Below are 20,696 nucleotides of genomic sequence, written 5' to 3'. Positions count from 1 at the left end.
TATTTTATGGCTGATATAACATCAGCCATATTTTATTTGATAATTAATCACGAAGTACCGCATTGAAACGTGTTGCCAATTCATCTAAAACTACTTGAATGACAGCATTAATTTCACTTTCTTCTAATGTTTTTTCTTTATCTTGAACAGTTAAACTAATCGCTAAACTTTTCTTACCTTCGGCTAAATTTGTACCACGATAAACATCAAACAAGTTTAATGCCACTAATTTACTGCCTGCCGCTTGACGACAGATGTCTAATACTTCACCTGCTGGCACAGATTCATCAACCACGACCGCAATATCACGGTTATTTGCAGGGAATCGGGAAATTTCACCCGCTTGTGCAACAGGGCGTTCCGCAATCGCAGACGCTAGAATTTCACATACAATTGGTTTACCTTTAATACCAAGTTTCTGCACGATTGAAGGATGAACCGTACCGATGAAACCAATCTCTTTACCGTCTAACATAATCGCAGCTGATTGCCCTGGGTGTAAGGCTGCAAACTGTTTTGGCACAAATTGTAAATCGTGGCGAACCGCAGTTAATGAAAGTACACGTTCGATATCGCCTTTCAAATCAAAGAAATCAGCCGCTTCGTTTTTAGCTTCCCAATGCACAGGGCGTTTATCGCCAACAATAGCTGCACCAAACACATATTCTTGGCGAACACCGGATTCCGCATTACTGTCAGGAATAAAACGTAAACCACCTTCAAAAATACGCACACGGTTTTGCTGACGGCTTTGGTTATAAACGATAGTGTCTAACAAGCCTGTTAATAGTGAAACACGCATCGCCGACATTTCACTTGAAATAGGGTTAGGTAAAATTAACGCCTCTTGGTTTGGATGTAATAGTTCCTGTTTTTTCGGATCTACAAAGCTATAAGTAATCACTTCTTGGTAATCACTATCCACCAACGCCATACGGATACGGTTTGCTTCCAATAATTTTTCCGGCGTACCTTTCATCGTTAAATGCGCAAGTGGAGAATTATTTGGAATGCTGTTGTAGCCGTAGATACGAGCCACTTCTTCGATTAAATCTTCTTCAATTTCAATATCGAAACGCCAGCTTGGGGCAACTGCAGTCCAAGTGTCATTCGCAAAAGTCACTTTTAAGCCTAAACGGGTTAAAATATCCGTTACGGCTGCATCTTCAATATGATGTCCAATAACAGCATCTAATTTACTGCGACGTAGCGTGACAGTATTACGTTTTGGTAGATTTTCCTCGCTCACAGCTTCCACAATCTCACCCGCTTCACCGCCACAAATCTCTAATAATAATGCGGTTGCACGCTCCATTGCTTTGCGTGTTAATTCAGGATCAACCCCACGCTCAAAACGGTGAGAAGCATCGGTATGTAAACCATATTGACGAGCACGACCGGTAATCGCTAATGGTGCAAAAAATGCTGCTTCTAAGACCACATCTTTGGTATTTTCACTCACACCACTGGCTTCGCCACCAAAGATACCCGCCATTGCCAAAGCACCTTTGCTATCAGCAATCACAAGCGTATTAGCTTGTAATTTAGCCGTTGTGCCGTCTAATAAAACGAGTTCTTCACCGTCTTTCGCCATACGCACTTGAATGTTGCCATTAATTTTTGCCGCATCAAAAGCATGCATCGGCTGACCAAGTTCTAATAAGCTTAGGTTAGTAATATCCACGATTGGGTCGATAGAACGAATACCGCAACGGCGTAATTTTTCTTGTAACCATAATGGTGAAGCCGCTTTCACATTCACATTTTTCACCACACGGGATAAATAACGAGGGCAAGCTTCAGGGGCTTGTAATTCCACCGCTACTTTATTGGCAATAGTCGCTGCCACAGGAGTAATTACCGGTGCTTTCACATCAATTTGGTTAATCACACCCACTTCACGAGCGATACCTGAAATGCTTAAGCAATCGGCACGGTTTGGCGTTAAGCTGATTTCAATCGCTACATCGTTTAAATTCAAATATTCACGGAAATCTTGACCAATTGGTGCATCAGCTGGTAGTTCAATAATACCGCTATGATCTTCTTTAATACCTAGCTCTGAGTAAGAACATAACATTCCTTCTGACGGCTGACCACGCAATTTGGTTTTCTTGATTTTGAAATCGCCCGGTAAAACCGCACCATCCACTGCACACGCCACTTTCAAGCCCTGACGGCAATTTGGAGCACCGCAGACGATATCTAATAAACGCTCGCTGCCTACATTTACTTTAGTTACACGTAATTTATCGGCATCCGGGTGTTGGGCACACTCTACCACTTCGCCCACAACCACGCCTGAAAATGCACCTGCTACCGGCTCTACATCATCAACTTCTAAACCTAACATTGTAATTTGGTCGCATAATTGCTCTGTCGTAATGGCTGGATTAACCCATTCACGCAACCAAGATTCATTGAATTTCATTATTTATATCCTTTAATTTGCAAAATTTTTGTTCTTTTTGACCGCTTGTTGTGAGCGAATTACTTAAATTGTTTTAAGAAACGTAAGTCGTTTTCAAAGAATGAGCGTAAATCCGTGACATTGTATCGCAGCATAGTTAAACGCTCAACGCCCATACCGACCGCAAAACCGCTGTATTCTTCAGGATCGATACCCACGTTACGCAACACGTTCGGGTGAACCATTCCGCAGCCTAATACTTCTAACCATTTGCCGTTTTGACGCATTACGTCTACTTCTGCTGAAGGCTCGGTGAATGGGAAGAACGATGGGCGGAAACGCACTTGTAAATCTTCTTCAAAGAACGCTTTTAAGAAATCGTGAATTAAGCCTTTTAATTCAGTAAAGTTTGCTTTTTTATCCACATAAAGTAATTCGATTTGGTGGAACATTGGTGTATGAGTTTGGTCGTAATCGTTACGATATACACGCCCTGGAGCTACAATGCGGATTGGTGGTTTTACAGTTTCCATCGTACGAATTTGCACGCCGGAAGTTTGGGTTCTGAGTAAACGTTTTGCATCAAACCAGAACGTATCGTGATCGGCACGAGCAGGGTGATGAGCAGGAATATTTAACGCATCAAAGTTATAGTAATCGGTTTCGATTTCTGGACCGTTTGCCACCGTAAAACCTAATTCAGAGAAGAATTTCACTACACGTTCAATCGTGATAGATACAGGGTGTAAGCCGCCTAATTCTGTTTTACGCCCCGGCAATGACACATCAATACTTTCATTGGCTAATTTAGCATTTAATTCGGCAGTTTCTAAGCTCTCTTTCTTCGCATTTAACGCATCTTGAGCAATTTGTTTGGCATCATTAATTTTTTGACCTACTGCCGGACGTTCTTCCGCCGGTACATCACGCAAGCCTTGCATTAAGGCGGTAAAATGACCTTTTTTACCAAAATATTCTACTTTCACTGCTTCTAATGCGGCAACATCGTTTGCGGCATTTACTGCCTCAACTGCCTGTGCAACTAAACTCTCTAAGTTGTGCATTCTATCCTCTAATAATTTTGATGATTTAAAATTGATGGAATGATAATACTTTACTAAAAAAAAGTAAATGTAACGTTTCGCTAAATTGTTGATTTTTAAGGTAAAGGATTTTAGTACAAGCGGTCATATTTCTGCATTTTTTTGCAAGTATTTAGCAATGAAATTGGCTTTAGTTGTTAAAAGCGTTATTATGAGTGAAATTTTTAAGCTAACAAAGGAAAAAACGATGTTCAATATTAGTAAACAACAAGTTTTAGAGGCTTTTAATTTCCGTGCTGCTTGCCGTAGTTATGATCCTGTCCGCAAAATCAGCAAAGAGGATATGGATTACATTTTAGAACTCGGTCGTCTTTCACCAAGTTCGGTAGGTTCTGAACCTTGGAAATTTTTAGTGCTGCAAAATCCTGAAATCCGTAGCAAAATTGCCCCTATCTCTTGGGGAATTAAGCACCCGATGGAAGAAATGAGCCATTTAGTGATTATTCTTGCTAAGAAAAACGTTCGCTATGACTCACAATATTTAAGAGATTCGCTTATCAAACGTGGTTTAACCGATGAGCAAATTGAAGGATCTATCGCTCGCTATAAAAGTTTCCAAGAAGAAGATATGAAAATTTTAGAAAGCGAAAGAACGTTATTTGATTGGAGTACTAAACAAACCTATATCGCATTAGGCAATATGATGACCGGTGCGGCTTTAATCGGTATTGATTCTTGCCCGATTGAAGGTTTTCATTATGATAAAGTAAATCAGATTTTAGCTGATGAAGGCTTATTTGATCTTAATGAATATGGTATTTCGTGTATGGTAACTTTTGGCTACCGCAACAAAGATATTAAGAAAAAATCACGAAAACCAACAGAAGAAGTCATTGAGTGGATTGAGTAATTCATACTGAAATCCATAAAAAAGGGCGATTTTATCGCCCTTTTTCATCTTTTTTATTCAGGTTTTACCCATTTATTAGTAATTGTGCCGGCAACCATTGCCCCATTTACATTTAGTGCGGTACGTCCCATATCGATCAGTGGTTCAACAGAAATTAATAATCCTACTAACTCAATCGGTAAGTTTAAGGTTGATAGCACCACTATTGCCGCAAATGTCGCACCACCGCCAACACCTGCAATCCCAAATGATGAAATAGCAACCACTAAAACCAATGTTAAAATATAATTTAAGCTAAAGGGATCAACACCCACTGTTGGTGCAATCATTACCGCTAACATTGCCGGATAAATTCCTGCACAGCCATTTTGACCGATAGTTGCCCCGAATGTTGCAGCAAAGTTTGCAATCACACTATGGTTACCTAATTTGTTCGTTTGCGTTTCAATATTCAGCGGAATCGTTGCTGCACTTGAGCGTGAAGTGAAAGCAAAACTTAATGTCGGTAAAACTTTTTTATAATAATCAAACGGGTTCACTTTGGCGATGAATAGCAAGATACCGTGTACGATAAACATCAACGCCATTGCGATATAAGAAGCAACAATAAAGCTACCTAAGTTTACAATATCGCTCCATTGCGAAGTTGCCGCCATCTTGATCATTAATGCAAACACTCCGTAAGGCGTTAAGCGAATGACAAAACGGACTAAACGCATTACTAATTTATTTAAGGTTTCCACACCTTGAGCGATACGCTCACCTAAATTTTTGTCTTCTTTACCTAAACTTAATGCAGCAAAACCTAATAAGGCAGAAAAAATAACCACGCTAATGATTGATGTTGGATTTGCTCCTGTTAATTCTAAGAACGGGTTTCTCGGAATAAAAGACAGTAACATTGCAGGCACAGATAAATTACTCACTTGCTCTGCTCGCCCACCTACTTTTTCTTGTGCGGCAATTTCACGAGTGCCAGCGACTAATCCTTCCGCAGAAAGATCGAATAGATAAACCAATGCAATCCCGATTACCGCAGAAATTGCAGTCGTCACTAATAACACTGAAAGCACACCAAAACTGATTTTACCTAATGCTCCCGCTTCTTTTAAACGGGTAATTGCAGATAGAATTGAAACAAAGACAAGCGGCATTACGATCATTTGTAATAAACGTACATAACCGTTACCCACTAAATTGATCCAATCAAGTGTTGCATCAATAAGAGGTTTTTCGTAAAAAGTTTGTAAAATTACACCGCTTGCAAGACCTAACACTAAGCCGATAAATACGGTTTGCCCCAGTTTTTGCGTCGATTTATAAATTCTCGCCAGTAAAAATAAAATAGCAGCAAAAACCGCTAAATTTAGAATAAGCACAAAGCCTCCCAATATAAATAGTCATATAATAAAAAATGCCGCAAGGTTATTATGTTTACGGCATTTCTAAAAGACGAATTGTTACTTTATCATAACTAAAAGTTATAACAACTCCCAGCTTAGATTAGAAATTAAACGGCAATGATCGCATTTAAAATGGAAAATATCGTGTAATGGCGATGCCAATTTCCACTCGCAATTACAAGATGGACATTTCCTATTGTGTTCTTCCAGCTCATCTGTACCTAAGCGATAGAGATAATAAAAAGTTGGAATCTGCGTTTTTTCTTCCACTTGTTTGCATAAATCTAAGCCGGATATTGCCAATTCGCTTCGATTATCCGAGATCTGCATTAACGCACTTTCCTCTAAAACAGATCCTTTCATTTGCAAGAGATCGCACGCTTGCCAATTTTGCTGCCACTCTAGTAATACTTCGCTTAATGCTTGATCTTTTAAACGATATAGTGGAATGGGGGCAAATTGCTCACCATCATAAAGTGGCGAACAGGTATCTAAATGCGTTGTGTATAAAATTTGGAATTTAGGCTGTTTATTATGGCTTGTTTCTTCACCTTGATAATCACGCCCAACAATTTCGAAACCGGTAAAATTTACGCCATTTTCGACCGCTTGTAACAGTGCTTCATTCACTTCTTCACTATTATTATCCGGTAATAAACTCTCTTGCTCAGGCGTGCAAACGCTAGCTTGAAATCCATTTTGATGAAAAGTAATCGGCATTTCTCTACCAATTACTTGCCCATTATATAACCATTGATTTAAAATCTGCCCAATTAACGTTACAGGGTCTTGTTCAAAATTTTGATAACTGAAATGAACGATAACTTGATACATTAAATATTCTCTGCCATATCTTGAAATTCTTGCTTAACCACCGTTGTGGGTTCTTGATGAATAATCACTTTTGACATTGGAAAAGCCTCTAGTAATTTCTGCTCAAGACTATCGGTAATTTCGTGTGCAACTAAAAGTGTTAAGTGATCATCTAATTCCAAGTGTAGTTGAATAAAACGCACAGCCCCGGCACGACGAGTTTGAATATCGTGGATACCTAAAATATTTGGGTGATGCGAAGCAATTTCTTTAATTTGCTCAATTTCTTCATCCGGCAATGATTTATCGAGCAAGGTTTGTACCGCCTCCCAAAACATTTTTACCGCATTGAACGCAATATAAAGTGCAATACCGATAGCAAAAATCGCATCTGCATAGATAAAGCCCGCTCCATTAAGTAACATCGCCACCAAAATCGCCGCATTCATAAATAAATCTGTTTGATAATGTAGCGAATCTGCTTCAATTGCCGGGCTCTGCGTAATTTTCACCACATAACGTTGGTATAACACTAAAATAGCTGTCGCTATAATAGAAACAATACTGACAATTACCCCAATATGTGATTGAGTAATCAATTCCGGATTGGTTAATTTATGGAAGCCTTGCAATAGCAAGAACACTGCCGAACCGGAAATAAAAGCACTTTGAGCGAGTGCAGCCAAAGATTCTGCCTTACCGTGTCCGAAAGTGTGATCATCATCAGCCGGTTGTAGTGCAAAACGCAGAACTAAAATATTGGTAAGTGACGCAAACAGATCCACAACTGAATCGGTCATTGCCGCTAAAATAGAAATTGAGCCTGTTTTCCACCAGGCAAAGGCTTTAATAATGATAAGTGAGACTGCAATAATAATGGCGAAATTCGCAGCTCGTTTCACTAATTTGTTATAATTTTCTGTCATTTTCTACATTCAACTAACCAAGCAAGTTGATTAAATTCAAAAGCAAGTTTTGTCATTGCTTGGCTGTAAGCGGTCAAATTTTTCGATTTTTTTGCAAATTCGGTGTTATTCAACGATCTTTTATCTGAAAATTGGATCTGCCCATAACCACAATCCAAATTACGCCCACGCGTTACTTCTAGCATTACATTATTAAAACGTTCTGTTGGCGGATAAATTACATTACTCTGGAGCTCGTTTTGCTCAATTTTAAATTTCGCAATCACATCTTGTTGTTTGGCAAAACTGGATTGACGAAAAGCGGATCGTTGTTCCAACGTCTGATTTTTGCTGTTTTTATCTAAGAAAAACAGGATACCTTTTTCCCAGTTTTCAGGATTTTGCTCTCCGGATTTAGGCAAATAAAGTAAATGCTGCATTTCATCAAGCTGATTGGCGGTAACTTTAATGTAAGTCTGCCCTTGAAAATCTACTTTTTCCGGCACAGAAAATTGTTCGTTTTGACTAACGCAACCTGCTATCATCAAAATAGTAGGGGCGAATAACATTCGCCCGCTAAATAAACGCTTAATCATTTTGCTCTTCTCGCTTGAAAACCAACTCTGTTGCGGTTGAACTTTCCTCATCAAACCAATATCCACCGTAGTTAAACTGCTTGAGTTGTTCAATTTTAGTTGGTTGATTTTCCAACATAAAACGCACCATCATTCCACGAGCTTTTTTGGCATAAAAGCTAATCACTTTATATTTACCGTTTTTCTCGTCTAAAAAAACTGGCTTAATGATCGTTGCATTTAGATTTTGTGGTTTAACCGCTCCATAATATTCATCAGAGGCAAGATTAACTAAAATATCATCACCTTGTTCATCAATCGCTTTTTGTAAATTTTCTGTAATAGTATTGCCCCAAAAAGCGTAAAGATCTTTACCTTTAGCATTAGCCAATTTTGTTCCCATTTCTAAGCGATATGGCTGCATTAAATCTAACGGTTTTAATAAACCGTATAAGCCTGATAACATACGTAAATGATTTTGTGCATATTCTATTTGCTCTTTGGTTAAGGTTTCTGCATCTAGCCCTGTATAAACATCGCCCTTAAAGGCAAAAATCGCTGCTTTTGCATTTTGTTCGTTATGCTCAAGTTGCCATTCGGTAAAGCGAGCGACATTCAGAGCGGCTAACTTATCACTAATTGACATCAAACTCCCAACTTCCGCAGGCGAAAGTTGTTTGCAAATATCAATTAACTCTTGACTGTAAGCGGTCAAATTTGGCTGAGAAAATGCAAATCCGTCAATTTTAGTTTCAAAATCAAGGGTTTTAGCAGGTGAAATAATGGCTAACATATTGATCCTTTACTCTTTTAATTTTTCAATTTCTTTTGTGAATTCCTCAATATCGCTAAAACTCAAATATATGGAGGCAAAACGGATGTAAGCCACTTTATCTAGTTGTTTTAACGCATTCATTGCAAGTGTGCCGATATGACGGCTTGGCACTTCTCGCTCGCCCATTGCTTGTAGCTGAATGATAATTTGGCTGATGGCTTTTTCTACATCATCAGCACTCACAGGGCGTTTGTTTAAAGCTCGTCTTAAACCCATTCTGAGCTTTTCAGCATCAAACGGCTCTCGACTGCCGTTATTTTTAATCACATAAGGCACAACCAATTCTGCCGATTCAAAGGTGGTAAAGCGTTCTTTGCACCCCACACATTCACGGCGACGGCGAATTTGGTAGCCGTTTGCCGCCAAGCGTGAATCAATCACTTTGGTTTCTTCGGTTGAACAAAACGGGCAACGCATTATTTTTCCCCTTTTTGTTGTGCTGCTTGCTGTGCGATAAAAACTTTATGCAAATTTTCCGGCGGTGGAGGCATTTGCAAATAGTAACCCTGTTCTGCTAATTTTTGCAAAACTTCTTCGTTTTTAGCTCGAACCAGCTGTTTATCGCCTGCTAAATTGAACATCATCACAAATTCAGGTTTGCCAAACATTTGACGTAAAGTCTCCGGAACTTGTTCAAATTGATCTCGCTTTTCTACATATAAATACATTTCATCTTTTGCTTTACTTTTATAAATCGCACAAAGTGTCATTGGTTTAGTATTCGTCGTCATAATGTCCGCCACTATAGTTATCAAATCGGGAATATTGCCCTTGAAAGGTTAATCTCACTCGTCCAATAGGACCGTTACGCTGTTTACCGATAATAATCTCAGCAATACCTTTAAGATCAGAATTGTCATTGTAAACTTCATCACGGTAAATAAACATAATTAAGTCTGCATCTTGCTCAATAGACCCCGATTCACGCAAATCAGAGTTTACCGGGCGTTTATCTGCACGCTGCTCTAAGCTACGATTAAGCTGTGAAAGTGCCACTACAGGAACTTCTAACTCTTTGGCTAAGGCTTTCAGTGAGCGGGAGATTTCTGCAATTTCAAGCGTTCGGTTATCGGAAAAACCCGGAGCACGCATTAATTGTAAATAGTCAACCATAATCAAACTCAAGCCGCCATTTTCACGGTATACACGTCTCGCTCGGGAACGAAGCTCTGTTGGCGTTAAGCCTGAACTGTCATCAATATAGATATTATTACGCTCTTGCAAAATTGCCATTGTGGTAGAAATTTTGGCGGTATCTTCATCATCTGAGATTTGCCCTGTTCGGATCTTAGTTTGATCCACTCGAGAAAGTGAAGCTAACATACGCATCATAATTTGATCGGCTGGCATCTCAAGGCTGAAAATCAGTACAGGTTTTGCCGGCTTTTTCTTTGGATTGCCGTTTTCATCTAAATCGTCTTTATCTTCAATATCAATGAGCGAGGCATTTTCGCATAAATTCATCGCAAAAGTTGTTTTTCCCATTGAAGGACGAGCAGCAACAATAATTAAATCCGAAGGCTGTAATCCAGCCGTTTTTTTATTGAGATCGGTAAAACCGGTGGAAACGCCCGTTACCCCACCGTTATGACGATTTTTAGACAAAGTATCCATCCTCGCCAACGTTTTTAACAAAATATCATCAATACGTTGCGGACCTTCATTGGCATTATTTCGCTTTTCGGCAATTTCAAACACGATACGCTCAGCTTCGTCTAAAACCTCTTTAGAATTTCTTCCTTTGGTCTTATAACCCATTTCCGCAATTTGATTGCCTGCACTGATAACACTTCTTAAATCGGAACGATCCCGAACAATATCCGCATAAGCAAGGATATTTGCTGCACTTGGGGTGTTTTTAGAGAGTTCTGCAAGGTAAGCAAAACCGCCCACATCTTGTAGCACGCCTTTGTCTTTTAACGCTTGGTCGAGAGTAATAATATCAACAGGTTTGTTAGCACGCACCAAATCTGCCATTTGCTCAAAAATAATACGGTGTGCATAATTATAAAAATCGTGCGGTTGCACACGCTCAGCCACATTATCCCAATGATCGTTACTTAGCATAATGCCACCAAGCACTGCCTGCTCTGCCTCAATAGAATGCGGAGAAATGCTAATCTGCTCAACTTGCTTATCTTTTACTTTTTCACGAGGTGTGCCGTTATATTCTGCCATTTTCATCTCTTATTTAAATAAAGTTTGATTGGTATAGTTTATCGGAATTTACATTAAATTGAAATTTGCATTTTTTATACCTTATTCGAACAATAGCAAGCGGTCAAATTTCTTTAAATTTTTGCAAAATGCTTACAAAATTCGACCGCTTGTTTAAAAAACACTCGTTATGCCGTGATCTTTGCTGATACATCAAGTAAAATACGCAAGATTTCAAATTGGAAGTCATTTTAAATTTATCACTATGGAGATATTCTATGGCACTGAATAACATTTTAGGTTTATTCGCCCAGTCCCCACTTAAACCGTTACAGCAACACTCAAATAAAGTTGTAGAATGTAGCGAATTATTAGAATCTTTTTTTGAGGCTACTTTTGAACATAATTGGGAAAAAGCCTCTTTAGTTCGTGGTCAAATTGTTGATTTAGAACGCCGTGCAGATGCATTAAAACGTGAAATCCGCCTAAAACTTCCTCGTGGCTTGTTTATGCCTTTAGAAAGAACGGATTTACTAGAGCTAGTAACACAATTAGACAAACTGGCAAACTATTCTAGAGATATTTCAGGTCGCATTATCGGACGCCAATTAGTAATTCCTGCAGAAATGCAACCGCTTTTCAAAAAATTCCTTTCTCGTAGTATTGATGCCAGCCGTCAAGTACGAAAAGTATTAGACGAAATGGATCAATTATTAGAAACCGGCTTTAGAGGTAGAGAATTAGATTTCGTCAATAAGATGATTCTTGAACTCGACCAGATCGAAGACGATACAGATCAATACCAAATCACATTACGCCATACCCTGTTATCATTGGAAAAAACGCTTAACCCAATTGATGTAATGTTCTTATACAAATGTATCGAACGTATCAGTATTTTAGCCGATCAAGCCCAACGAATCGGTTCTCGTATTGAATTGATGTTAGCAAAATCATAGGAGTTGTAATGGAACTGATTAATAACTACGGGTTTACGATCATTGTTATTTCTGCCATTTTTGGCTTTATTATGGCATTTGGTATTGGTGCAAACGATGCTGCAAATGCAATGGGTACGTCTGTTGGCTCTCGTACTATTACTGCCAAACAAGCCATTTACATTGCCTTAGTCTTTGAATTTTTCGGTGCTTATCTCGCTGGTGGTGAGGTGGCAGAGACGATTAAGAGTGGCATTATTGCTTCTGAAGTATTCGTCGGTCGCCCAGATATTCTGATTATTGGTATGATGTCAGCCCTTTGTGCTGCAGGGATTTGGCTATTAATTGCTTCACAAAAAGGCTGGCCTGTCTCTACTACTCATACCATTATCGGGGCAATCGTTGGCTTTGCTCTTGTAACCGTTGGTATGGAAGCCGTTCGCTGGTCAAAATTCGGTGGTATTATCGGCAGCTGGTTTATTACACCGTTTATTGCTGGTGTGATTGCCTATCTTATCTTTACCTCAACGCAAAAATTAATTTTTGATACCGATGCACCAATGAAAAATGCAGAGAAATATGCACCCTATTACACTCTATTAACTGTATTTATCATTTGCATTGTTACGCTGGAAAAAGGCTTAAAACACGTCGGTTTAGATTTTTCTACTTGGGAAACAATTTTATTATCGGCAGGAATTTCCGTACTTTCTTCAATTGGTTGCGTGTTCTACTTACGCAGTAACGCTTTCAAAGCTAGACTAAAAGATACATCTAATTTTGGTAGCGTGGAAAAAGTATTCAGTATTTTAATGCTTATTACCGCCTGTGCTATGGCATTCGCACACGGTTCAAACGATGTAGCAAATGCGATCGGCCCTTTGGCTGCAATCGTTTCAACAATAGAAAATGGTGGTGTGGTTGAAGGCAAAGCAGTAATGGCCCCGTGGATTTTACCACTAGGTGCGGCTGGTATTGCAGTTGGTCTTGCTTTAATGGGCTATAAAGTAATGGGTACTATCGGCACAGGTATTACTGATTTAACCCCAAGTCGTGGCTTCTCAGCAGAATTTTCCTGCTCGGTTACCGTGGTTATTGCTTCTGGCACAGGTCTTCCAATTTCTACCACACAAACACTTGTGGGTGCAGTAATTGGTGTTGCCTTTGCTCGAGGTATCGCAGCATTAAACATCGGCATAATCCGTAACATCGTAGCTTCTTGGGTTATTACCTTACCAGCAGGTGCATTACTTGCAATTATTATCTACTATATTCTGAGTGCAATTTTTATTTAATTCACTTACTATTGTTTAGGGGTAACTCGTTTACCCCTTTCCTTTTTTAGATTGCAAGGAGAATTATGAAAAAAATCATTTATTTACTCGTAGGAATGTTATCCTGCTCTGCTCTTCCTACACTCGCTCAAACGCAATATATTAGTGAAAACCTCAATACCTATATGCGTAAAGGTGCGGGAGATAATTTTAGAATTTCCGGTGCAATCCAAGCAGGGGAAAAAGTAACGGTATTAGATAAAAAAGAACGTTATAGCCTAATTAGAGACAGTCGAAGCCGTGAAGGCTGGGTATTAAACTCTGATTTAAGCAATACCGCAAGCCCCAAAGAGCTTATTCCACAGTTAAATCAACAAGTTCAAGATTTAACAAATCGCTTGAGTAAAATTGATACTGAATGGCAGCAGCGTACCGCAGAAATGCAACGCAGAACACAAGATGCTGTCCAAAAAAGCAGTGATTTAGTAGAAGAAAATGCTCAGCTAAAGCGTGAACTTGAGATCTTAAAAAACAAAAACCGTGATTTAGAAACAATGCACGATTCTGAAAAGCGTGAAATTGTAATTCAATGGTTTATCTACGGTGGTGCTGTTTTAGGGGCTGGTTTACTACTCGGTTTACTTGTACCATTCTTAATTCCTCGCCGTAAACGTAATAGTGGTGGTTGGGCTTAATAAAAAGATAAAAAGGATTTAGCTTAAAACTAAATCCTTTTTTCATTTCTATCTTACCGATAATTTCTCTAACTCAGTAAAATAGGTCGGGAAGGTTTTTGCCGTACAGTTTGGATCTAAAATCATTACTGGTGTATTAGACAACGCAATTAATGAAAAACACATCGCCATTCGGTGATCGTTATAAGTTTCAATTTCTGCGTGTTGGAATTTATCCAATTCAAGAGGTTGAATACGGATAAAATCTTCACCTTCTTCAACAATTGCCCCGATTTTGCGTAATTCCGTAGCCATTGCCGCTAAACGGTCAGTTTCTTTTACCCGCCAATTGTAGATATTACGAATAACTGTTTCCCCTTCCGCAAATAAGGCAGTGGTAGCAATCGTCATTGCCGCATCAGGAATATGGTTCATATCCATATCCACACCTTTTAATGGGGCTTGCTCTGCTTGGATAAAATCCTCACCCCAAGTGATTTTTGCCCCCATTGCCTCTAATACATCAGCAAACAAGCGGTCGCCTTGTATTGATTTTTTACCAATGCCCGTAACTTTAACATTACCTTTAATTGCCCCAGCAGCTAAGAAATAAGAGGCAGATGAAGCATCACCTTCTACTAAATAATTGCCTTGTGGTGCGATATAGATTTGATTGCCTTTCACCAAAAATGTTCTGTAATCACGGTTTTCAACTGTTACCCCAAAATCTTTCATCATTGATAGCGTAATATCGATATAAGGTTTTGAAACCAGCTCACCAATAATTTCAATTTCCATATCATTTTCAGCTAAAGGTGCAGACATCAATAATGCGGTTAAGAACTGGCTGGAAATTGAGCCATCAATTTGTACTTTTCCACCATTTAAGCCACTATTTGTTATGGCTAATGGCGGATAGCCTTCATTTTCTAAATATTGGACTTCTGCCCCAACTTGATGTAAGGCATCAACTAAATGCTTGATTGGACGTTCTTTCATTCGAGGCTCACCTGTCAAAATAATTTGAGCCTTGCTCTCGCCTTTTAAACACAATGCTGCGGCTAATGGTCGCATTGCCGTACCTGCATTCCCTAAAAAGAGTGATAAGCCATCTTGAGCTTGAAAAGCTCTGCCAATGCCTTGTACTTCACAAATGGTTTTGTCTTCTGAAAGCTGATACTGCACACCTAAGGCTTTTAACGCATTAAGCATATGGCGAATATCATCACTATCTAATAAATTGGTAACACGTGTTGTACCTTTCGCTAATGCTGCCAGTAATAATGCACGATTAGACAGGCTTTTTGAGCCGGGTAAGTTGATTTCCCCTTCTACTCGAGAAATCGGATTTAATGTTAATTTTTCCATTTGTTTCTATTTTTGTAAAATTTTGATAAAAAGAGACCGCTTGTTAAGCTAACACTTTCAATAAAGCAGTAAAAAATCTGTCATTTTCTTCGGGCAGACCAATACTCACACGCAAATGATTTGGCATTCCGTAACCTGCAATGGGGCGAACAATTACACCTTCACGCAATAATGCTTCATAAATGGGAGCAGCAGGACGTTTAAAATCAATGGTAATGAAATTACCTTTAGATGGGATATAGTCCAACCCGTTTGCTTGGCAAAATGCCTCAAAACGAGCCATTTCCAAGCGGTTATTTTTTGCAACTTTTTGTACAAAAGTATCATCATTCATCACCGCAATAGCAGAAGCTAATGCAAGGCTGTTGCAGTTAAACGGCTGGCGAACACGATTTAATAAGTCCGCAATTTCAGGAGCTGACACCGCATAACCAATACGAAGCCCCGCTAAACCATAGGCTTTAGAAAGTGAGCGAGAAACAATTAAATTTGGGTATTTTGCTAATAAACCGAAAGAATCAATTCTTTCTTCCGCAGCCGTAAATTCGGTATAAGCCTCATCTAACACCACAATGACATTGCTTGGCACTTTTGCTAAGAAAGCCTCAATTTCAGCTTGCGTTAAGAAGTTACCCGTTGGGTTATTTGGGTTTGCAATAAAAATCAGCTTGGTTTTTTCGTTGATTGCTGCTAAAAAGCCCGCTAAATCGTGCCCCCAATTTTTAGCAGGAATTTCACGAGCAACTGCATTAATCGCTTTTGTGACTAAAGGGTACACAATAAAAGCATATTGCGAATAGATAATTTCATCTTTATCGCTGGCAAAGGTATGAGCAAATAGCTCTAATAAATCATTTGAACCATTACCTAAAGTAATTTGATTTGGTTGTAGGTTGAATTTTTTTGCGATAGTCGATTTAAGATCAAACCCGTTTGAATCAGGGTAACGCGTTAAATCATCAAGTTGGTTGATAATCGCCTGTTTAGCACTTTCAGGGAAACCAAACGGATTTTCATTTGAAGCCAGTTTGATGATATTTTGAATACCCAATTCACGTTCTAATTCCTCAATAGGCTTTCCTGCTTGATAAGGCGAAAGCGATTTCACCCCTTCATTGGCGATGTTGAAAAATTGCATAATAACCTCTGTTTTTCTTATTAAAATATCGAGTGATTTTAGAGGAGAAAGGACTATTTTGCTAGTAAAAAATTTGTTACAAACGGCAAGAAATTATTACAAGTTAATTATCCGCTCTATTTGCAAAAAATTAGTCAAAAACGACCGCTTGCAAACAAAAAAACCGAGAGCAATTTGCTCTCGGCTTTTAATTTATCTATTAGTGTTCCGCTTTAGTATCAGCAAGGGAATCACCAATATTGTTATCCTTAGTTGGCTTATCATCTAACGTGATAGAAGTAGTATCAGCTGCTTGTTCACCACTTGGTGGTGTTGCATTATCATCTTTAGTCGGTGTATCACTCCAACCTGATGGTTCTCCTACCGGACGACGAGCCATTAAATCATCAATTTGTTTGCTATCTAAGGTTTCGTACTTCAATAAGGCATCTTTCATTGCGTGTAAGATATCCATATTTTCTTCTAGCGTTTGCTTCGCACGCTGATAGTTTCTATCAATGATCTTACGCATTTCAGTATCAATTAATTTTTGCGATTCTTCAGATACCCCTTTAATCGCCCCCATTCCATCTTCATTCTGATAGAAGATAGGACCTAGTTCTTTTGAGAAGCCCCATTGCGTTACCATTGCTCGTGCAATTTGGGTCGCACGGTGAATATCTGATGATGCCCCTGTGGTGATTTTATCTTCCCCGAAAATCAAACCTTCAGCGATACGACCTGCAAATAAAGTTGAAAGCTGACTTTCTAATTTGGTGAAGGTCTCACTTACACGGTCGCCTTCCGGTAAGAACTGTGCAAAACCGAGTGCTTGACCACGAGGTACAATAGTTACTTTATTCAATGGATCGTGTTCCGGCATTAAATAACCGACAATAACGTGTCCAGCTTCGTGATAAGCCGTGTTAATAATCTCTTTTTCCGTCATTGTGTTTGAACGACGTTCCGGACCCATATTGATTTTATCACGGGCTTCTTCAAAATCTTCCATTGTTACTACACGTTTATTTTTACGTGCTGCAAACAATGCAGCTTCATTCACTAAGTTCGCTAATTGTGCCCCTGAATAACCCGGTGTACCACGAGCAATTTGCATAGGATCAACACCTTCTGCAAGCGGTACTTTTTTCAAGTGAACTTTCAAGATCTGCTCACGACCTTTTACATTCGGTAAATCAACCGTTACTTGGCGGTCAAAACGACCCGGACGGGTTAAAGCATCATCGAGCACATCAGCACGGTTGGTCGCTGCAATGATAATTACACCTTCAGAGCCTTCAAAACCGTCCATTTCCACTAGCATTTGGTTTAGAGTTTGTTCACGCTCATCGTGTCCGCCACTAAAGCCGGCACCGCCACGTTTACGACCTACTGCATCAATTTCATCAATAAAGATGATACAAGGGGCATTTTTCTTCGCTTGGTCGAAAAGATCACGCACGCGTGAAGCACCCACACCAACGAACATCTCAACGAAGTCCGAACCCGCCATCGTAAAGAACGGCACGCGAGCTTCACCGGCAATTGCTTTTGCCAATAAGGTTTTACCAGTTCCCGGAGGTCCAACCATTAAGATCCCTTTTGGGATACGTCCGCCTAGTTTTTGGAATTTGCTTGGATCACGCAAGAATTCAACGACTTCACCTACTTCTTCTTTTGCTTCATCACAGCCGGCAACATCAGAGAAACGGGTTTTGACTTCATCTGCCGTCAGCATTTTCGCTTTGCTTTTACCAAAGCCCATTGCACCTCGACCACCCCCGCCTTGCATTTGTCGCATATAGAAGATGTAGAAGCCGATCAATAGCAACATTGGGAACCACGAAATCAAGATTTGCGATAACAAACCACGACGCTCTGCCGGTTGTCCTGTAATCACTGCATTGGTTTTCGCTAAATCTGCCATTAGATATTCATCATACATTGGCATTACTGTTTGGTAGGTTGCACCATCGTTCTTGGTAACCACAATAGTGTCGTCATTCTGTTTGAAATCGACCCCTTTTAAGCGATTTTCTTTAATATCACTCAAAAAAGTCGAATATGGCACAGTGTTCGAAGCTCCACCAAAATTAGAATTGAAGCCTTCGTAGGCAGTCATCATTACAATGGCAACCACCACCCAAAGCAAAATATTTTTAACCATATCGTTCAAGGTTAATCCCCTATCTTCTTAATAAAAACTGTTTAAGGTTACTATAAAAGCGGTTAAATTTCTTAACTTTTTTGCAAAATTTTAGCAAAAAACAACCGCTTGTGTGGTTTCTAGCCTTTATAGCCCGTTGCAACTATATAAACTTCTCGAGAACGATCTCTTGAAGCCTCCGGTTTTCTGACTTTTACTACACTAAATAGTGAACGAATTTCTCTGAGATACTCATCAAATCCTTCCCCCTGAAACACCTTAACCACAAAGCTGCCTTTTGGTGCTAATACTTGACGGCACATATCTAATGCTAATTCTACCAAATACATCGCACGAGGAATATCAACAGAAGGCATACCGCTGAAATTAGGTGCCATATCAGACATTACCACATCAACTTTATCTTCCCCAACACGCTCCAATAACGCATTCAGAACTGATTCTTCACGGAAATCGCCTTGTAAAAAATCCACACCGACAATCGGGTTCATATCTAAAATATCACAAGCAATAACTCTGCCTTTACTACCGATTTGTGTAACCACATATTGCGACCAGCCACCCGGTGCTGCACCTAAATCAACAACCGTCATACCCGGTTTAAATAAACGGTCGGTTTGCTGAATTTCATCTAATTTAAAATATGCACGAGAGCGTAATTTTTGCTTATGTGCTTTTTGTACAAATTGATCTTTAAAATGTTCCGCAAGCCAACGAGAGGAACTTGCACTACGTTTTCTACCCATTTTTCTTTTTGTTTAGTTAATCCAATAATTAATAATAAGGTTTAAATTAACAAATTCAATAGATAACGAAAAATTAATCTCCGTCATCTATTGAATATTGATATATCTAAGGAACAATTACAGTAAACACATAAGTCGCTAAAATTACGAGTAATACGATACCATAAAGTATATTAGTTTGACCGTGATTAAGTGAAAGCATTGCCACAAAAGAAGAAAGTGAAAGTAATACCATTGATTTCCAGTCTAAACCCAGCACCATATTGATATCATAAATTACACAAACAATAGCTACCGCCGGAATAGTTAAGCCGATACTTGCCACAGCAGAGCCTAATGCAAGGTTAATACTGGTTTGTAAACGGTTACGGCGTGCTGCTGTTAATGCAGCTAATCCTTCCGGTAATAACACCACTGCTGCAATAATTACCCCTACTAATGCTACCGGTGCACCCGCACCTAACACCATTTGTTCAATAGATGGCGAAAGTGCCTTAGCTAGAAATACCACAATACCTAAACAAATGATCAAAAATAATAAACTTATTAATGCTACTTTAGTTGAAGGCGGTTCTGCGTGATGCGATGGGTTGTCATCATCTTCAACTAAGAAATAATCACGATGGCGAACTGTCTGAATTAAAATAAATGATGCATAAAGCACAATAGAGGCAATTGCAACAAAAATTAATTGAGAAGGGCTATAGGTTGCACCTTCTGTACTTGTGGTAAAGTTCGGTAATACTAAAGTAATCACTAAAATTACGACTAAGGTAACTAATGCCGTTGTTGCTGATTTTTGGCTGAAAAATTGCTCACGGTGTTTTAATCCACCAATTAACAAACAACCGCCTAAAATCCCGTTTAGGATAAGCATTATTGCAGCAAAAACGGTATCTCGAGCTAAATACGCAGTGTTATCACCACCGGCAACCATTAGTGAAACAATAAGTGATACCTCGAGCACAGTAATGGCTAATGCAAGAATAATAGTACCAAAAGGCTCACCTACTTTATGTGCAACTACTTCGGCGTGATGAACGGCTGATAAAACACTTCCAATTAAAAAAGCACCGGCTACTAATTGTAAAAATACGCTTTCTTTTACGCCTACAAAGTAGATAATCCAAGCGGCAATAGGTAATAGAAGCGACCAAATCGGCAAAGGCTGATGACCTTTTTGTACTGTTGGCATAAATTCTCCTTAATATTAATTAGTTATGTAGTCCATTTTGGCATTCTATCAAAAAGATTTTTAGTTGTAGAGAAATATAAGAAATAAGTAATACCTATTTATTCTTAATCAGCTAAATCCTTTTTAAAAATCCTAAAAAACTCAGCCAAAATCGATTTTTTCTCAC

The 20,696-nt window shown here is 39.1% G+C and carries 19 protein-coding genes; 4 read left to right on the top strand and 15 right to left on the bottom strand.

Annotation, left to right across the window (positions count from 1 at the left end; all coding sequences use genetic code 11):
- Nucleotides 1-43 precede the first annotated feature (43 nt).
- Nucleotides 44-2,431 (bottom strand): phenylalanine--tRNA ligase subunit beta, encoded by a 2,388-nt coding sequence (gene pheT, locus ICJ55_RS07535; RefSeq protein ID WP_188156247.1) that lies wholly within the window; start codon nt 2,429-2,431, stop codon nt 44-46.
- Between the two features lie 59 nt (nt 2,432-2,490).
- A complete protein-coding gene (gene pheS / locus ICJ55_RS07530; protein WP_188156246.1) occupies nt 2,491-3,474 on the bottom strand; it encodes a phenylalanine--tRNA ligase subunit alpha in 984 nt (327 codons plus the stop codon).
- 226 nt (nt 3,475-3,700) lie between these two features.
- Here pheS and ICJ55_RS07525 point away from each other — a divergent pair, with 226 nt between their 5' ends.
- On the top strand, nt 3,701-4,363 hold the full coding sequence (locus ICJ55_RS07525) for an NAD(P)H-dependent oxidoreductase (RefSeq protein ID WP_188156245.1): 663 nt from the start codon (nt 3,701-3,703) through the stop codon (nt 4,361-4,363).
- 53 nt (nt 4,364-4,416) lie between these two features.
- Here the strand turns inward: ICJ55_RS07525 and ICJ55_RS07520 are convergent, their stop codons facing one another.
- The 8 genes from ICJ55_RS07520 to ICJ55_RS07485 form a co-directional block, all read right to left on the bottom strand.
- Nucleotides 4,417-5,742: an L-cystine transporter gene (locus ICJ55_RS07520; RefSeq protein WP_188156244.1), complete on the bottom strand. Its 1,326-nt coding sequence runs from the start codon at nt 5,740-5,742 to the stop codon at nt 4,417-4,419.
- A gap of 102 nt (nt 5,743-5,844) precedes the next feature.
- Complete coding sequence (locus ICJ55_RS07515; RefSeq protein WP_188156243.1) at nt 5,845-6,600, bottom strand: Zn-ribbon-containing protein; 756 nt, start codon at nt 6,598-6,600, stop codon at nt 5,845-5,847.
- Nucleotides 6,600-7,505: a cation diffusion facilitator family transporter gene (locus ICJ55_RS07510; protein ID WP_188156242.1), complete on the bottom strand. Its 906-nt coding sequence runs from the start codon at nt 7,503-7,505 to the stop codon at nt 6,600-6,602. The genes ICJ55_RS07515 and ICJ55_RS07510 overlap by 1 nt, the downstream gene beginning before the upstream one ends.
- A complete protein-coding gene (locus ICJ55_RS07505; RefSeq protein WP_425168880.1) occupies nt 7,502-8,080 on the bottom strand; it encodes an ABC transporter ATPase in 579 nt (192 codons plus the stop codon). Before ICJ55_RS07505 ends, ICJ55_RS07510 begins: the two co-directional genes overlap by 4 nt.
- Nucleotides 8,073-8,852 (bottom strand): peroxide stress protein YaaA, encoded by a 780-nt coding sequence (yaaA, locus tag ICJ55_RS07500; RefSeq protein WP_188156241.1) that lies wholly within the window; start codon nt 8,850-8,852, stop codon nt 8,073-8,075. Before yaaA ends, ICJ55_RS07505 begins: the two co-directional genes overlap by 8 nt.
- A gap of 9 nt (nt 8,853-8,861) precedes the next feature.
- Nucleotides 8,862-9,311: a transcriptional regulator NrdR gene (nrdR, locus tag ICJ55_RS07495; RefSeq protein WP_025236064.1), complete on the bottom strand. Its 450-nt coding sequence runs from the start codon at nt 9,309-9,311 to the stop codon at nt 8,862-8,864.
- The gene (locus ICJ55_RS07490) at nt 9,311-9,625 is read right to left on the bottom strand and encodes a YcgL domain-containing protein (protein ID WP_188156240.1); all 315 of its coding nucleotides are present in this window, start codon (nt 9,623-9,625) and stop codon (nt 9,311-9,313) included. Before ICJ55_RS07490 ends, nrdR begins: the two co-directional genes overlap by 1 nt.
- Nucleotides 9,609-11,072, bottom strand: a complete 1,464-nt coding sequence (locus tag ICJ55_RS07485) for a replicative DNA helicase (protein ID WP_188156239.1) — start codon at nt 11,070-11,072, stop codon at nt 9,609-9,611. Before ICJ55_RS07485 ends, ICJ55_RS07490 begins: the two co-directional genes overlap by 17 nt.
- A gap of 257 nt (nt 11,073-11,329) precedes the next feature.
- Here ICJ55_RS07485 and ICJ55_RS07480 point away from each other — a divergent pair, with 257 nt between their 5' ends.
- The 3 genes from ICJ55_RS07480 to ICJ55_RS07470 all read left to right on the top strand — a co-directional run bounded on the left by ICJ55_RS07480 (nt 11,330) and on the right by ICJ55_RS07470 (nt 13,958).
- Nucleotides 11,330-12,010, top strand: a complete 681-nt coding sequence (locus tag ICJ55_RS07480) for a TIGR00153 family protein (RefSeq protein WP_188156238.1) — start codon at nt 11,330-11,332, stop codon at nt 12,008-12,010.
- A gap of 8 nt (nt 12,011-12,018) precedes the next feature.
- Entirely contained in the window at nt 12,019-13,284 is a 1,266-nt protein-coding gene (locus tag ICJ55_RS07475; RefSeq protein WP_188156237.1) for an inorganic phosphate transporter, read from the top strand.
- 95 nt (nt 13,285-13,379) lie between these two features.
- Complete coding sequence (locus ICJ55_RS07470; RefSeq protein WP_425168896.1) at nt 13,380-13,958, top strand: TIGR04211 family SH3 domain-containing protein; 579 nt, start codon at nt 13,380-13,382, stop codon at nt 13,956-13,958.
- A gap of 48 nt (nt 13,959-14,006) precedes the next feature.
- On the opposite strand, the gene aroA is transcribed toward ICJ55_RS07470, so the two are convergent.
- The 5 genes from aroA to ICJ55_RS07445 form a co-directional block, all read right to left on the bottom strand.
- On the bottom strand, nt 14,007-15,305 hold the full coding sequence (aroA, locus tag ICJ55_RS07465) for a 3-phosphoshikimate 1-carboxyvinyltransferase (RefSeq protein ID WP_188156236.1): 1,299 nt from the start codon (nt 15,303-15,305) through the stop codon (nt 14,007-14,009).
- Between the two features lie 43 nt (nt 15,306-15,348).
- Complete coding sequence (gene hisC / locus ICJ55_RS07460) at nt 15,349-16,443, bottom strand: histidinol-phosphate transaminase (RefSeq protein ID WP_188156235.1); 1,095 nt, start codon at nt 16,441-16,443, stop codon at nt 15,349-15,351.
- A gap of 199 nt (nt 16,444-16,642) precedes the next feature.
- Nucleotides 16,643-18,589, bottom strand: a complete 1,947-nt coding sequence (gene ftsH / locus ICJ55_RS07455; RefSeq protein ID WP_188156234.1) for an ATP-dependent zinc metalloprotease FtsH — start codon at nt 18,587-18,589, stop codon at nt 16,643-16,645.
- Between the two features lie 119 nt (nt 18,590-18,708).
- On the bottom strand, nt 18,709-19,335 hold the full coding sequence (gene rlmE / locus ICJ55_RS07450; RefSeq protein ID WP_188156233.1) for a 23S rRNA (uridine(2552)-2'-O)-methyltransferase RlmE: 627 nt from the start codon (nt 19,333-19,335) through the stop codon (nt 18,709-18,711).
- A gap of 106 nt (nt 19,336-19,441) precedes the next feature.
- Entirely contained in the window at nt 19,442-20,530 is a 1,089-nt protein-coding gene (locus tag ICJ55_RS07445; RefSeq protein ID WP_188156232.1) for a calcium:cation antiporter, read from the bottom strand.
- Nucleotides 20,531-20,696 lie beyond the last annotated feature (166 nt).

This window comes from Mannheimia bovis (genome assembly GCF_014541205.1).
GTDB classification, from domain to species: domain Bacteria; phylum Pseudomonadota; class Gammaproteobacteria; order Enterobacterales; family Pasteurellaceae; genus Mannheimia; species Mannheimia bovis.
The sequence above is the reverse complement of the archived record's forward strand: the minus strand, read 5'-3'. Positions and strand labels throughout refer to the sequence as shown.

What these genes read in the sequence shown, in the direction of transcription:
- ICJ55_RS07445 (WP_188156232.1), bottom strand. Translation starts at nt 20,530, where the DNA reads ATGCCAACAGTACAAAAAGGTCATCAGCCTTTGCCGATTTGGTCGCTT.
- pheT (WP_188156247.1), bottom strand. Translation starts at nt 2,431, where the DNA reads ATGAAATTCAATGAATCTTGGTTGCGTGAATGGGTTAATCCAGCCATT.
- ICJ55_RS07470 (WP_425168896.1), top strand. Translation starts at nt 13,380, where the DNA reads ATGTTATCCTGCTCTGCTCTTCCTACACTCGCTCAAACGCAATATATT.
- yaaA (WP_188156241.1), bottom strand. Translation starts at nt 8,852, where the DNA reads ATGTTAGCCATTATTTCACCTGCTAAAACCCTTGATTTTGAAACTAAA.
- aroA (WP_188156236.1), bottom strand. Translation starts at nt 15,305, where the DNA reads ATGGAAAAATTAACATTAAATCCGATTTCTCGAGTAGAAGGGGAAATC.
- ICJ55_RS07475 (WP_188156237.1), top strand. Translation starts at nt 12,019, where the DNA reads ATGGAACTGATTAATAACTACGGGTTTACGATCATTGTTATTTCTGCC.
- nrdR (WP_025236064.1), bottom strand. Translation starts at nt 9,311, where the DNA reads ATGCGTTGCCCGTTTTGTTCAACCGAAGAAACCAAAGTGATTGATTCA.
- rlmE (WP_188156233.1), bottom strand. Translation starts at nt 19,335, where the DNA reads ATGGGTAGAAAACGTAGTGCAAGTTCCTCTCGTTGGCTTGCGGAACAT.
- ICJ55_RS07480 (WP_188156238.1), top strand. Translation starts at nt 11,330, where the DNA reads ATGGCACTGAATAACATTTTAGGTTTATTCGCCCAGTCCCCACTTAAA.
- ICJ55_RS07485 (WP_188156239.1), bottom strand. Translation starts at nt 11,072, where the DNA reads ATGGCAGAATATAACGGCACACCTCGTGAAAAAGTAAAAGATAAGCAA.
- hisC (WP_188156235.1), bottom strand. Translation starts at nt 16,443, where the DNA reads ATGCAATTTTTCAACATCGCCAATGAAGGGGTGAAATCGCTTTCGCCT.
- ICJ55_RS07490 (WP_188156240.1), bottom strand. Translation starts at nt 9,625, where the DNA reads ATGACGACGAATACTAAACCAATGACACTTTGTGCGATTTATAAAAGT.
- ICJ55_RS07510 (WP_188156242.1), bottom strand. Translation starts at nt 7,505, where the DNA reads ATGACAGAAAATTATAACAAATTAGTGAAACGAGCTGCGAATTTCGCC.
- ICJ55_RS07505 (WP_425168880.1), bottom strand. Translation starts at nt 8,080, where the DNA reads ATGATTAAGCGTTTATTTAGCGGGCGAATGTTATTCGCCCCTACTATT.
- pheS (WP_188156246.1), bottom strand. Translation starts at nt 3,474, where the DNA reads ATGCACAACTTAGAGAGTTTAGTTGCACAGGCAGTTGAGGCAGTAAAT.
- ftsH (WP_188156234.1), bottom strand. Translation starts at nt 18,589, where the DNA reads ATGGTTAAAAATATTTTGCTTTGGGTGGTGGTTGCCATTGTAATGATG.
- ICJ55_RS07515 (WP_188156243.1), bottom strand. Translation starts at nt 6,600, where the DNA reads ATGTATCAAGTTATCGTTCATTTCAGTTATCAAAATTTTGAACAAGAC.
- ICJ55_RS07525 (WP_188156245.1), top strand. Translation starts at nt 3,701, where the DNA reads ATGTTCAATATTAGTAAACAACAAGTTTTAGAGGCTTTTAATTTCCGT.